12 protein-coding genes are annotated in these 12,495 nt (G+C 62.0%); 4 read left to right on the top strand and 8 right to left on the bottom strand.

Going from position 1 to position 12,495, the window contains the following annotated elements:
• Positions 1-43: 43 nt before the first annotated feature.
• On the top strand, positions 44-1,396 hold the full coding sequence (locus HBO24_RS02775; protein WP_057440912.1) for an SLC13 family permease: 1,353 nt from the start codon (positions 44-46) through the stop codon (positions 1,394-1,396).
• A gap of 3 nt (positions 1,397-1,399) precedes the next feature.
• On the opposite strand, the gene HBO24_RS02770 is transcribed toward HBO24_RS02775, so the two are convergent.
• A complete protein-coding gene (locus HBO24_RS02770; RefSeq protein WP_170059261.1) occupies positions 1,400-2,020 on the bottom strand; it encodes an NAD(P)H-dependent oxidoreductase in 621 nt (206 codons plus the stop codon).
• Entirely contained in the window at positions 2,017-2,463 is a 447-nt protein-coding gene (locus HBO24_RS02765; RefSeq protein ID WP_170059260.1) for a GNAT family N-acetyltransferase, read from the bottom strand. Before HBO24_RS02765 ends, HBO24_RS02770 begins: the two co-directional genes overlap by 4 nt.
• A gap of 87 nt (positions 2,464-2,550) precedes the next feature.
• Here HBO24_RS02765 and HBO24_RS02760 point away from each other — a divergent pair, with 87 nt between their 5' ends.
• Both HBO24_RS02760 and HBO24_RS02755 read left to right on the top strand, forming a co-directional pair.
• On the top strand, positions 2,551-3,954 hold the full coding sequence (locus HBO24_RS02760) for a PLP-dependent aminotransferase family protein (protein ID WP_170059259.1): 1,404 nt from the start codon (positions 2,551-2,553) through the stop codon (positions 3,952-3,954).
• A gap of 113 nt (positions 3,955-4,067) precedes the next feature.
• Positions 4,068-4,562, top strand: coding sequence for a DUF2165 domain-containing protein (locus HBO24_RS02755; protein ID WP_170059258.1), 495 nt, complete (start codon positions 4,068-4,070; stop codon positions 4,560-4,562).
• A 148-nt stretch (positions 4,563-4,710) separates the two neighbouring features.
• Here the strand turns inward: HBO24_RS02755 and HBO24_RS02750 are convergent, their stop codons facing one another.
• Both HBO24_RS02750 and HBO24_RS02745 read right to left on the bottom strand, forming a co-directional pair.
• Positions 4,711-5,235 (bottom strand): ClbS/DfsB family four-helix bundle protein, encoded by a 525-nt coding sequence (locus HBO24_RS02750; RefSeq protein ID WP_170059257.1) that lies wholly within the window; start codon positions 5,233-5,235, stop codon positions 4,711-4,713.
• Positions 5,232-6,203: a LysR substrate-binding domain-containing protein gene (locus HBO24_RS02745; protein ID WP_170059256.1), complete on the bottom strand. Its 972-nt coding sequence runs from the start codon at positions 6,201-6,203 to the stop codon at positions 5,232-5,234. Before HBO24_RS02745 ends, HBO24_RS02750 begins: the two co-directional genes overlap by 4 nt.
• Positions 6,204-6,452: 249 nt before the next feature.
• On the opposite strand from HBO24_RS02745, the gene ycaC reads away from it, so the two are divergent.
• Positions 6,453-7,079, top strand: a complete 627-nt coding sequence (gene ycaC / locus HBO24_RS02740) for an isochorismate family cysteine hydrolase YcaC (RefSeq protein WP_032861405.1) — start codon at positions 6,453-6,455, stop codon at positions 7,077-7,079.
• Positions 7,080-7,277: 198 nt separating this feature from the next.
• Here ycaC and HBO24_RS02735 read toward each other — a convergent pair whose 3' ends face one another.
• From HBO24_RS02735 to HBO24_RS02720, 4 genes are all read right to left on the bottom strand, one after another.
• Complete coding sequence (locus HBO24_RS02735; protein ID WP_057440923.1) at positions 7,278-8,615, bottom strand: cation:proton antiporter; 1,338 nt, start codon at positions 8,613-8,615, stop codon at positions 7,278-7,280.
• A 24-nt stretch (positions 8,616-8,639) separates the two neighbouring features.
• Positions 8,640-10,112 carry an amidase gene (locus HBO24_RS02730; RefSeq protein WP_233092115.1) on the bottom strand — a complete coding sequence of 491 codons (1,473 nt, stop codon included), beginning with the start codon at positions 10,110-10,112 and terminating at the stop codon, positions 8,640-8,642.
• Positions 10,113-10,117: 5 nt separating this feature from the next.
• Positions 10,118-11,788 carry a tryptophan 7-halogenase gene (locus HBO24_RS02725; RefSeq protein ID WP_057440925.1) on the bottom strand — a complete coding sequence of 557 codons (1,671 nt, stop codon included), beginning with the start codon at positions 11,786-11,788 and terminating at the stop codon, positions 10,118-10,120.
• Positions 11,789-11,851: 63 nt separating this feature from the next.
• Complete coding sequence (locus HBO24_RS02720; RefSeq protein ID WP_057959294.1) at positions 11,852-12,493, bottom strand: peroxiredoxin-like family protein; 642 nt, start codon at positions 12,491-12,493, stop codon at positions 11,852-11,854.
• Positions 12,494-12,495: the final 2 nt, after the last annotated feature.

Here is a 12,495-nt window from a genome sequence, read left to right as displayed (position 1 = left end):
GCGGTACCTGCGGGGCCGTCCGACTGCGGGGAGTCAGATTGCAATGAATAATGAGCTTCTGTCGATTCTGGTGTTGGTGGTTATCTTCGGCATCGCCAGCGTGTTGCCCATCAACATGGGTGCGCTGGCCTTTGCGGCGGCCTTTGTCGTCGGTTCGGTGATATTGGAAATGACCCCGGCGACGATCTTTGCCGGGTTTCCCAGTGACCTGTTCCTGACGCTGGTCGGGGTCACCTATCTGTTCGGCATCGCGCAGAACAACGGCACCATCGACTGGCTGATCGAGCGGGCGGTGTTGATGGTGCGTGGACGCGTCGCCTGGATCCCCTGGGTGATGTTCGTGGTGGCGGCATTGCTGACCGGTTTCGGCGCGCTGAGCCCGGCGGTGGCCGCGATCCTGGCGCCGATTGCGCTGAACTTCGCCGTGCAGTACCGCATCAACCCGGTGTTGATGGGGCTGATGGTGATTCATGGTGCCCAGGGCGGCAGCTTTTCGCCGGTGAGCATTTTCGGTGGCATCACCAATCAGATCGTGGCGTCGTCCGGGCTGCCCTATGCGCCGTTCACGTTGTTCATCACCAGCTTGCTGTTCAACCTGGGGATTGCCATGGTGGTCTTCGTCGTGTTCGGTGGTTTGCGCAGCGCGCGCCTGTCGCTGGCACCGGTCTCGTTCGGCCCCACCTTGCATGCGGCGGGTGCATCCCTGGCGATTCTTGGCCATGGCGGTACACCGGCTTCCCCGGCCTATCACCGCACCGACCTGACCGGCGCCGGTGCGCCGCTACAGGCTGTCAGTGGCCTGGACGGGGCCAAGCTGTCGACACTGATCGGCTTGTTGGCCCTGGCGATCTCGGCGCTGGTGTTCAAGTTCAATATCGGCCTGGTGGCGATGACGGTCGCGGTGGTGTTGGCCATGTTCGCACCCACGGCGCAGAAGGCGGCCATCGACAAGGTCAGTTGGTCGACGGTGCTGCTGATCACCGGGATCATCACCTACATCGGCGTGATGCAGACCATCGGCACCATCGACTATGTCGCCCATGGCATCTCCGGGCTGGGTGAGCCGCTACTGGTGGCGTTGCTGCTGTGTTTTACCGCCGCGATCATCTCGTCCTTTGCGTCGTCCACGGCGTTGCTGGGGGTGATCATTCCCCTGGCCGTGCCCTTCTTGAGCCAGGGCCATATCAGTGCGGTCGGCGTGGTCGCGGCCATCGCCATTTCCACCACCATCGTCGACACCAGCCCGTTCTCCACCAACGGCGCACTGGTGGTTGCCAATACACCGCCGCAGGAGCGCGAAAAAGTCTTGCGCAGCCTGCTGATCTACAGCGCAGTGATTGCCCTGGTCGGGCCATGTGTTGCCTGGCTGACCCTGGTGGTGCCGGGGCTGCTTTGACGATCAGGCACCCATCAGCGGGTTGAACAGTGGCTCCAGTGACAGCCGGGCGCGGCTCTCCTGGAGCGCTGCTTGGACCGCTTCCTCACCGAATACCAGGCCCTGGAGGTAGGTGAAGTGCGGGTCGAACAGCCCGAGGGTGCCCAGTACCTGGCGCAGGTAAGGTGTCAGGAAGTCCGGTTGCCGTGCCGACGCGCCCTGATGAAAACCACCGGAACCCACCAGCACATACACCGCGCGGTTGCTCAGCAGACCGGTCTTGCCCTCGGGCCCTGAGCTGAATGTGCGGTGAATACGCAGGACGTAGTCGATCCACAGCTTGAGTGCAGCGGGCAGCGTGAAATTGTGCATTGGCGTGGCAATCAGCAGGATATCGCAGCCTTCCAGCTCGCGGATCAGCGTTTCGGAGACCTCGAAAGCCGGTGCGTCGAACGGCGTGGTCGTCGCCAGGCCCCGGGCGTAATCCATGCCGAGCGGTGGCAGTGGGTGTGTGCCCAGGTCACGTTCGACCAGTTCGAGCCTCGGGTGGCGCTGGCGAAGGGTGTCCACCAGTTCCAGTGCCAACTGGTTCGCATGGGAAACCTGGCCATTGGGGCTGGCGTTGATCAACAGAACACTCTTCATGCCGGACTCTCTGTGTGAAGGCGTTGGGTGAAGTGCATGCCGTGGGCCAGCAGCCCTTGGCGAAAATAGAAACGTTGGGCCAGCGGCATATGCAGCCCGGTGTCCAGCACAAAATGCGCGCAACCGCGCTGCACGGCTTCTGCGCGCACGGCGTCCAGCAGCCGTGCGCCGAGGCCACCGCGCTGCAGGTCGGGGTGTACCACCAGGTCATCGACGTAAATGAAGCGCCCGTAGAGCAGGTTCTCCAACTCGCGGTAACCGGCCAGGCCCACCACCTGCCCAGCTTCCCATGCAGCCAGTAGGCGGTAGCCTTGCCCGACCTGGCGCAGCAATTGCGCGACATAGTGGGCCGGGTTGGCGACATGGGGTCGCAGTACGCGCATCAGGTTGAAACTGGCCGCGAAGGCCTGCTGGTCCTCCAGATGCCCAAGGGTATAAGCCATGTCGGTCGTCCGCTGTAGAGAGGTAGCTGACCTTAAAGCCCCGATGACTTAAGCTACAGGGCCGAAAAGTGCATAAATGACTAGGCCATGATTCCTCCCTTTACGCTGGACCGTAGCCAGAGCGCGCCGATGTATCGCCAGCTTTACCAGCGATTTCGCGAATCCATTGCCGATGGCCGCCTGCGCCCGGGGGATCGCGTGCCTGCCGTACGCGCGTTGGCGGCGCAGTTGAACCTGGCGCGTGGCACGGTAGAAGCGGCTTACCAGTTGTTGATAGGGGAGGGTTACCTGATTGCGCGGGGCGCCGCCGGGACGATTGTCACGCCGCAACTGGCTGCCGTTGCCTCGCCCGTACTCCCGGCCCCGGTTGCTGCGCCGCAGTACTCGTCCAATCATTGCGGGGCGCTGCCGTTGGCACTGCAGATGGGGCTGCCCGCACTGGATGCATTTCCCCGCAAGCTCTGGACCCGGCTGGCCGGTCGTCAACTGCGCCAGGCCGGCCTCGAAGGTCTGGTGTACCCGGACCCGCGTGGCCATGCAGCATTGCGCACAGCCATTGCCAGCTACCTGGGGATTGCCCGAGGGATTGCCTGCCGCCCGGAACAGGTGTTCGTCTGCGCGGGCTATCGCGCGTGCCTGGACCTGATCAGCCACACGCTGATGCGCCCCGGCGATCGCTGCTGGCTGGAAGAACCGGGCTATTTCATGGCGCGCAACACACTCCGGGAGGCCGGCGTGCAGTTGGTGCCGGTTGCCGTGGATGAGCAGGGGCTTGATGTCGCGCAAGGCATCGCCCGCTGTGCGGATGCACGCTTTGCCGTGGTCACGCCGACCCACCAGAGCCCGCTGGGGGTATCACTGTCCCTGCCGCGCCGGCTGGCACTGCTGGACTGGGCCAGTCGCCAAGGCAGTTGGATCATCGAGGATGATTACGACAGCGAATACCGCTATCAGGGCCGGCCCTTGCCTGCGCTCAAGAGCCTCGATCAGCAGGGGCGGGTGCTCTATACCGGCACCTTTAGCAAGGTGTTGTTTCCGGGCCTGCGCCTGGCCTATCTGGTGGTGCCGCAGGCGCAAAGCGACGCCTTCGCCCGCCAGGCTGACCGCCTGCACAACCACTGCCCGCAGCTTCTCCAGGCGACGGTCAGCGCCTTCCTCTACGAGGGGCACTTTGCACGGCATTTGAAAAAAATGCGTACGCTCTACGCGCGCCGCCGCCAGTGGCTGGTCGATGCGCTGCAGCAACAGTTCGGCGAACGGCTGTCGATCAACCTCCAGGCCGGAGGCATGCACCTGATTGCGGGCCTGAGTGAAGGGGATGATGTGGAACTCGCCCAGCGTGCCCGGGCCATTGGCCTCGCTGTCGAGCCGCTGTCGCAGTGGTACCTCGAGGCCAGGCCCAGGCACGGCCTGGTACTGGGTTTTACCAACATCGCCAGCGCCGAACAGGCTGCCGCGGTGGCGCTTCGATTGGCTCAAGTCATCACCTAGGTGGTGTGCCGGAAAAAAGGCTTTTATCGCTAGGTAAAACCCTACAACTGTGTGTCTCGAAGGCACTCAAAGGACGTGCTAGCGTAGCCCTTTCATTGCCCTGGGAAGCAAACATGACCACCCGCTACGCAAAAATCGTCCTGACCCTGATGCTGGCGGCCTTCGCCGCGCTGGTGGCGTTCAATAACCTTACCGATTACGGCTCCAACTTTGCCTTCGTCCAGCATGTGTTGAGCATGGACACCACCTTTCCGGGTAATACGGCCATGTACCGGGCAATCACCACACCCTGGCTGTGGCATGGCGCCTATGGGCTGATCATCGCCGGCGAAGCCTTGACTGCCGTATTACTGGCCCGTGGGGCGCTGGCAATGTGGCGGGCCAGGCTAGGCACTGGCCGGCAGTTCGATGCCGCCAAACAGGTGGCCATTGTCGGTTTTACTGCGGGCCTGCTGGTGTGGTTTTTCGGCTTCATGGTGATTGGCGGTGAGTGGTTCCTGATGTGGCAATCCCATCAGTGGAACGGCCAGGAAGCGGCATTCAAGTTCTATATGGCGCTGCTTGGGGTGCTGATTTTTCTCAACCAGGCGGAGGCTGATCGCGACTGAAGCGCCTCATACGGTCAGCGAACGAATTTGACGAACATCCGTTCAGGGACGTGTTCGTCAAGGTGCTCGATGCTCCCGCTGGGGACAAACCGGGCCTTTGCGATCAATGCCTGAGAGGCAATGTTGGAGGCATGGTGCGACACCGTCCCTATGCAGGCTGAGAACTGGGGCCTTCTGCCTTAAGCCATTTGCGCAAGCGCCCACGTGCATTGTCATAGGGGGAGGCGGTGTTGAACTGGATCATCCGCCCCATCGTCCAGTGCTCGTACCACGGGCATTCATACAGCTCGGCATTCTCGCGGCTCTGGATGCTGGACACGATCCGCTGCTTTGCGCTGTCGAGCCGCTCGAGCAATTGCTCAAAAGGGATGCCTTGGTAGTCGCGGTAGAACTTCTGTGCAAGCTGGCCCAACTGGTTCCACTTGAAGCCGGTTTCCGGGAAGTCGATGACAGTACCGGCGGCGTCCGCGTCCAGCCACTTGAGCACCAATTCATTCCAGCCCACCAGGTAGGCGACCAGATTGGCGACGCTCATCTGCGTCCCCTTGGCGTGTCCCTCCAGGCTGCATTCGTTGACCCGGGGCATGGGTACCCGCCGGATGACGCTGAGCAGTTTTTCATAGCGGGTATTGATGGCATCGAGCAGTTCTTGTTTGTTCTGAGGGACCGTCATGATTTACCTGGGCTATCTGAATGTGCTCGCCGGCCTGATGGTTGAACGTTGTCATATACATGCCTTGTACTCTGCTGCGCCTCAAACGCCTGCGCCAGAAAGTCGATCAAGGTACGCACCGACGGTAACAGCCCGCGCCTTGAAGGGAAGACAGCGCTGATCACGCCTTCGGTGGGTTGCCAGTCGGGGAGTAGGCTGACCAGGCGGCCGTCGTCTATCTCATCCTTGACCACGGCCAGTGGCAGGTTGGCGATGCCCACGCCCAGCAGTACCGCACTTTTCAGGGTCGGCATGTCGTCGCTGATCAGCCGTGGCGTGTGGCAGATCTCAGCCGTCACGCCTTCTGGCCCGGTCAGCCCCCAGGTGTACTGCAGCATCGGGTTGCCCCAACTGATGGTCGGCAGTCCCGATAAGTCCGCAGGGAGTAGGGGCAATGGATGCGCCTGCAAAAACGCCGGGCTCGCTACCAACACCTGGGGGCTTCTGGCGAGCAGCTTCATCACCAGGTCGCTGCTTTCCAGGGGCGGGAAACACAGGTTCAGCGCAATGTCATAGCCCTCGCTGATCACATCGACCTTGCGGTTGAAACTCTTCACGTTGAGTTCAACGCTGGGGCATTGCGCCATGAACTGGCCCAGCATCGGCGCTACCCAGTAATTGAGCAGCGCGGTGGTGCAACTCAGGCGAATCACTCCGCGGGGCTCGGCTTTGTTGAAGGCGATCAGCTCCTCGGCGGACTCTGCCTCGGCGGTCATTGCCACGCAGTGGCGGTAGTAGGCCTGGCCAATATCAGTGACCTGGAACTGACGGGTGGAGCGTTGTATCAGGCGTGCCCCCAGCCGCGCTTCCAGCTGGCTGACCCGGCGGCTCAAGGTCGACTTGGGCATGTTCAGCGCCCGACCGGCCGCTGCGAAACCACCATGCTCAACCACCTTGGCGTAGAGGAAGAGCTCATTCAGGTCGAACATGGGTATCGTTCCATTTTTGAGATGGTGAAGTCTAATTCAACCACTACCGAGCACCTAGTGTGATGACTAAAGTGGGACCCTGGTTTTTTCCTACAACCATCAGCGGGGCACGCGAGGACGGTCAATAGGCGGGTTTTGTCAGTGAAAGTGGTTCAGTGACGACGAGCTAGACTCCCAGCGCCATAAACACCGTTGACTCTTTCCGGTGCGGCCCATTTCGGGAAACACCTTTTTACCAGGAGCATCATGATGTCTAAACCCTACGTTCGCCTGGACAAAGACAACGCAGCTGTCCTGCTGGTTGACCATCAGGCTGGCTTGCTGTCACTGGTCCGCGATATCGAGCCCGACAAGTTCAAGAACAACGTACTGGCCCTGGCTGACCTGGCCAAGTACTTCAAGCTGCCGACCATCCTCACCACCAGTTTCGAAACCGGCCCCAACGGCCCGCTGGTGCCCGAGCTCAAGGCACTGTTCCCGGACGCGCCGTACATTGCCCGCCCTGGCCAGATCAACGCCTGGGACAACGAAGACTTCGTCAAGGCCATCAAGGCTACCGGCAAGAAGCAACTGATCATCGCGGGCGTAGTCACCGAGGTGTGCGTGGCGTTTCCGGCGCTGTCGGCCCTGGCCGAAGGCTATGACGTGTTTGTGGTGACCGATGCCTCCGGCACCTTCAACGAACTGACCCAGCAATCGGCCTGGGCCCGCATGACCGCCAACGGCGCCCAACTGATGACTTGGTTTGGCCTGGCGTGCGAGCTGCACCGCGACTGGCGCAACGATATCGAAGGCCTGGGGACCTTGTTCTCCAACCACATTCCTGACTATCGCAACCTGTTCACCAGCTACAACGCGTTGACCGAGGGCAAGTAAGCTCCAGCCCCCACCTCCTGCAGGAGCCGGCTTGCCGGCGAAAGTCGTCAACGATAATGCGGGCAACCTGCAGAAACGCAGCCAGTTTGCGTTTTTCGCTGGCAAGCCAGCTCCTACAAAAAGCCGGGGCTCATCTGACCCTGTAGGAGCCGGCTTGCCGGCGAAAACCGTCGACGATGACGCCGGGTGCCAGGTCTCTTATTTCACCGCAGGTTGGCCCACCGGTATACGTCGCTCTTCACTCGTCAGCAGGCGGATCAGGGGCGAGGCGATAAAGGTACTGATGATGGCCATGATCACCAGCATGGTGAAGTACTCCTTGGGCAACACGCCCAGGTCATAGCCCACGTTGAGCACCACCAGTTCCATCAGCGCCCGGGTGTTCATGCACACGCCGATCAGCGCGCTGTTGCGCGGTGTCTCGCCCAGCCAGCGGCTGGCGCCGTAAGCCCCGAAGAATTTGCTGGCGAACGCCACCAGGCACACCAGAAAGCAATTGAGCAGCGCCGTGTCGCCGTTGAGCGAGCCGATGTCGGTGCGCAGGCCGGTGTAGGCAAAGAACACCGGCAGGAAAAACGCATTGACCAGACCACTGACCTTGGCATTCCACTGTGTGACAAAGGGCCGGTGGGTGTGCAGGGCGACGCCGATGATAAAACCGCCAATGATCGAAAATACGCCGATCAGGTTGGTAATCACTGCACTGCCAAACAGCACGATCAGCATCAGGGAAATACCCTGGGCCGACAGCGGCTTGCGCTCCAGGTCGCCGATGATCCAGCGCAGCACCAAGGGCCGCACCACCCACAGCACCAACACGATAAACACCGCCAGCGCGAGGATCCTGCCCAGGGAGGCCCACACACTGAAATTGGACGCGATGATCGACGTTACCCCACCGAGGATCAGCCAGCCGCACACATCATCGATGGCCGCCGCGCCAATCGTCAGGGTGGCCACGCGGGAGCGGGACAGCCCCAGTTCCATGAAGATCCGCCCAAGGATCGGCAAGGCGGTGATCGACAACGCCGTGGCAAAAAACAGTTGGAAGGCCAGCAGTGGCGGCTTGTCGCCGACGATCTGTTGCCAGAAATACTCGGCCACCAGGAAGCCACTGGCAAATGGCACCAGCAGTCCACCCAGGCTGATCGCCATGATCGAGCGTTTACGCCCCTTGAGGTGGGCGCCGAATTCAAATTCCAGGCCCACCTGGAACATCAACAGAATCAGGCCGACCTGGGCCGTGGCGACAAAGGCGGTGGAGGTTTGCGGCACAAAGATACTGCTGAGCAGTTCCGGGAAAAAATACCCCAGCAGGCTCGGGCCCAGGACCAGCCCGGCGAGAATTTCCCCAGCCACCGGGGTTTGCCCCAGGCAGCGGGTGCTGAGCCAGGAGATCAGGCGGCTGGCGCTGAAAATCACGATCAGTTGGATCAGGAACAACAGGGTCAAATGCTCGGCCTGGGAGCCCACGGCCGATTGCCCGCCCGCAGGCGCAGGGGCTTGTAGCGTGATAGCGCTGGTGTTGGTTTGCATGGGGATGTCCTAGTACTTGAGGTGTCAGAGCGGGGGCTTGCGCCAGCCGCCGAATTCCATTTCCAGAAAGCGCGCGGCTTCCAGTAACAACGCGTCCTGGCCCAGCCCGGCCACCAGTTGCACGGCCACCGGGCAGCCCTGGTCGAGGCGCCCCATAGGCACGCAAAGGGCCGGAAAACCGAGGACATTGAACAGTGCGCAATAGCCGATATCGAACGGGCGCTTCAGGGCGCTGCCATGGGCCGGCGCCACGCTCGGGGTGGCCGGCAACACCAGAATGCTCTGGCCGTCGAACAGCCCGGCCAGGGCCTGCTGCAAGTGATCGCGCTGCTTCAGGAACCGCGCGAGCCCCGGGTTGCCCAGCCGATCGCCGCAGCTGTCCATCAAGCTGGCAAGCAGTGGCCCCCGGGAGAACTGCGGCCTGCCAGCCAGGGCTGCATACAACGCCCGTGGATAATTCAGTGGCTGCCCATCCCCGAGGTAGTCGGCCAGGCGAATACGGGTCTCGCACTTGAGTACGGCCAGCCAGATAAAAAACGCGTTGGTTAAACAGCTTTCACTCCAGGCTTGCACCTCCACACCTTGGTCCGCATAACGCTGGCCGGTCTCGATCACCGCAGCAGTCACGGCGGGCGAGAGTGGCGTGCCCCATTTGACAGGGGCCGGCAGGCAGATGAATACACGCTTGAGCGGTGTCGCCTGGGGCGGTTGCTGGTAGCCGGAGTGGATATTGCGGTCGATCCCGTCGCTGCCGGCGATGACCTCCAGCACTACGCCCAGGTCCTCTGCGTACCGGCACAGGGGGCCCGCTGCAAAGTGGCCGGCAACGGCTTGGGACACCGGCAATGACCACCGCTGGTCATCCAGCGGCAGGTGCCCACTCAGCGGCACCAGTCCCCGTGACGGCTTCAAACCAAAAATCCCATTGAACGCCGCCGGGATGCGGATCGAGCCGCCGCCGTCGGTGCCCAGGGCAAAGGGCACGCATCCGCTGGCGACCATCACTGAGTCACCGCCGCTGCTGCCACCGGCGGTGCGTGAGGTGTCGTAGGGGTTGAGTGTGCGGCCATACACCAGGTTGTCCGTTTCGGGCCACAACGCCATCTCTGCCTGATTGCCCAGGGCCAGGGGGATGGCGCCGGCCGCCAGCAGCCGCGTGGCCACCGTGGCGGTGCTGCGGGCGCGGGTATTGCTGCGCAGGCGTGAGCCGCAGGTCTTGGGGGCCCCCGCAAGGCCCAGGCCTTCCTTCATGGAGAAGGGCACGCCGTGCAAGCGTCCCAGTGGCCGCCCCTTGAGCACATCCTCTTCGGCCCGGCGGGCAGCGTCGCGGGCAGCCTCGAACAGGTCGACCGCCATCGCATTGCACAGTGGCTGGACCTGCTCCAGGCGCGCAATGCATTGCTCGATCAGTTCCACCGGCGATATCTGCTTGCCGCGAATCAACCACGCCAGTTGCACGGCACTCAGGTCCAGCAGGTCAGTGCGGACCTGCGCCATGCCATTCATCCGCGACGTACCAGGTCGAGGAAGCCACCTTCCTTGCCAAACGGCGACTTCAGCAGCTCCGGCGACTCGCCATATTTGTAGAACAGTGAAGGGCGCAGGCGCAGGACCGCAGCCCGTGCCAGGTCCTGCACGGCGCCACCGCCATGGCGCAGCAACAACTTGAAGTGGCGTGCGGACAGCGACCACTTGACCATTTTCATCAGCCGCACCCGCAGCAGCGCCGAGCGCAGGTAATAGTTGGAGGCGTAGATCGGCCGTGCGCGGTTCTCCGCCCTGTACAGGTCGAAGTTGATGGTGCGTGAGTAGAGGTTGGGCATCATCTCCGGGCTCAAGCCCGGGTTCGAGCGACGGATCTCTTGCAGCAGGCAGGCAAACGGCAGGGGCGAGGGTTGCATCTCGCGGGTGTAGCGCGGCAGCAGGTCGGCAAATTGCTGGGCCTGATGACCATCGAGAAAATCCCCGGTCATGTACATCGGCAACACCACGTGGAAGTACGCCATGTTGGCGAACAGCAGGGTCCAGCCCATCATGAACGGGTCGTCCATCACCTCGTACCACTTGCTCCAGGTGTCCTGCAGGGCCAGTTGCGCCTGGATGTGCGACTCCAGGCAGTTGACGTAGGCGGGTGTCAGGCTGCCGTGGATATCCTTCTCGATCATCGCAGCGACTTGCGGGATCTGCTGCGCCACATAGGCCAGCCCGGCGCTGTTGGCCGGGTCGAAGGTAAAGGCTGCGTCGCCCAGCAGGAACCAACCTTCGGTCGAGTAGTATTGCCGCGCCTCGTACATGTAGTTGTGCATGGCCTGGGTATCGACCAGTTGGCCCGACTCGATCAACTCGGTAATCACCGGATGGTCGGCCATGACCTTTTCCTTGAAGGCCTCCAGGGTGCCGATTTTCTGCTCGATCATGTCCGGCCGGTAGGTGATGCCGATGCTGATCATCTCGTTGCCGTCGTCGCTGCGCATCGGGATCATCCAGATCCAGTAGCCCTTGCCATAAAAATGATGGGTCACGTAGTACGGGTCGTAGCAGTGATGCTTGTCCTTGTGCGCGGTGATGCTGGACAAGATGCTGCGGTCGAAGTCCTTGAGCCTGAGCCAGAAGGTACTGCGCTGGTACGTCGCTTCTTTGTGCAGCTTGAGCTTTTTCGCCATGAAGCGATTGCGGCCGGTGGCGTCCACCACCCAATCGGCGGTCAGTTGCTGTTGCTCCTCGGCGGCGCTGCGCAGGGTCAGCAGGTGGGTGGCGTGCTCACCGGCATTGAGGTCGACGGCAGTGACATCCGCCTCAATCATTTGTACCTGCTGATCACCGACAATCTGGCGCAGGTCCTTGTCGAAACTGAAACGGTTGAGATTGTAGGCCGGCATGCGGATCACGCCCGGAGCCTCGTGCACCACGTAGTTGCGGCACTCGGGGTTGTTGCGCAGCTTCAGGTAATAGGTCAGGCCGTACTTGTGGTAGTGCTTTTCTTCCAGCAGGCGCCCCAGCCCCAGGCCCTTGAAGAAGTGGGTAGTCAACTCGACTGTGGACTCGCCGACGATCGGGCGCTTGCGGTCCGGACGCCCGATCAGGATGACTTCGACACCCGGTAACCTTTTTTTGAAGTACAGCGCGGCCAGGTGACCGGCTACACCGGCCCCCATGATTGCGATTCGTTTCATGTCGTCAGTCCCTGAACAAGTGGGTTCGCCAAAGGCGTGGGTGCCTTCGGCGAGGGTTGCCGGTTATACGCGGCTGGCGGCCGTGATCAATGCCTGTGGCTCTACCCGTTGCGAGTAGTCCACGTTGACGAAGGCGGCGCGGATCAGCCCGTCCTGGCCGATCACAAAGGCGCTGGCCAGGGGCAAGGTCAGGGCGTCGGAGCCGTTGAATAGCTTGAGGTCGGCACCCAGGGAGCGGTAGACCTCATCCAGCTCGTCTTCGAGCTTGAACACGATGCCGTACTGGCGCGCCAACTGGTTATCGGTATCGCTGAGCAACAGGTATTTGATGCCGAGGGCTTCGCGGGTCTTGCGCGTGAACTCCGGCGTTTGTGCCGACACGGCCACCAGGGTGGCGCCCGAGGCGGCAAGGTCTCCGACCATCTGCTGGTAGGCGGTCAATGCCTGGCCGCAGAAGGGGCACCACAGGCCTCGGTAGAACACCAGCACCAATGGGCCTTTATCCAGCAACTGGCGTAGGTCCACATCCTGCTCGTCAGCATCCTTGAGCACCGCCAGGGGCGCCTTGTCGTTGACCTTCAGAGCCTTGTCGCCCAAATGGCTGTCGAGCAGCGTCTGTAGCGATGCCTGGAACTTGTGCAGGACCTCGGCAGGCAACTGGGCCATCTGGTCCTTGACGGTTTGTAGCTTTTCTTTGAGCGACATTT

This window comes from Pseudomonas sp. WS 5410 (assembly GCF_012985645.1).
Classification (GTDB): domain Bacteria; phylum Pseudomonadota; class Gammaproteobacteria; order Pseudomonadales; family Pseudomonadaceae; genus Aquipseudomonas; species Aquipseudomonas shahriarae.
Note: the sequence above shows the minus strand (reverse complement) of the source record. Positions and strands in the feature narration are given on the sequence as shown.

Excerpts from the sequence above, each read along its gene's own strand:
- HBO24_RS02775 (WP_057440912.1), top strand. The coding sequence starts at position 44 with ATGAATAATGAGCTTCTGTCGATTCTGGTGTTGGTGGTTATCTTCGGC.
- HBO24_RS02770 (WP_170059261.1), bottom strand. The coding sequence starts at position 2,020 with ATGAAGAGTGTTCTGTTGATCAACGCCAGCCCCAATGGCCAGGTTTCC.
- HBO24_RS02765 (WP_170059260.1), bottom strand. The coding sequence starts at position 2,463 with ATGGCTTATACCCTTGGGCATCTGGAGGACCAGCAGGCCTTCGCGGCC.
- HBO24_RS02760 (WP_170059259.1), top strand. The coding sequence starts at position 2,551 with ATGATTCCTCCCTTTACGCTGGACCGTAGCCAGAGCGCGCCGATGTAT.
- HBO24_RS02755 (WP_170059258.1), top strand. The coding sequence starts at position 4,068 with ATGACCACCCGCTACGCAAAAATCGTCCTGACCCTGATGCTGGCGGCC.
- HBO24_RS02750 (WP_170059257.1), bottom strand. The coding sequence starts at position 5,235 with ATGACGGTCCCTCAGAACAAACAAGAACTGCTCGATGCCATCAATACC.
- HBO24_RS02745 (WP_170059256.1), bottom strand. The coding sequence starts at position 6,203 with ATGTTCGACCTGAATGAGCTCTTCCTCTACGCCAAGGTGGTTGAGCAT.
- ycaC (WP_032861405.1), top strand. The coding sequence starts at position 6,453 with ATGTCTAAACCCTACGTTCGCCTGGACAAAGACAACGCAGCTGTCCTG.
- HBO24_RS02735 (WP_057440923.1), bottom strand. The coding sequence starts at position 8,615 with ATGCAAACCAACACCAGCGCTATCACGCTACAAGCCCCTGCGCCTGCG.
- HBO24_RS02730 (WP_233092115.1), bottom strand. The coding sequence starts at position 10,112 with ATGGCGCAGGTCCGCACTGACCTGCTGGACCTGAGTGCCGTGCAACTG.
- HBO24_RS02725 (WP_057440925.1), bottom strand. The coding sequence starts at position 11,788 with ATGAAACGAATCGCAATCATGGGGGCCGGTGTAGCCGGTCACCTGGCC.
- HBO24_RS02720 (WP_057959294.1), bottom strand. The coding sequence starts at position 12,493 with ATGTCGCTCAAAGAAAAGCTACAAACCGTCAAGGACCAGATGGCCCAG.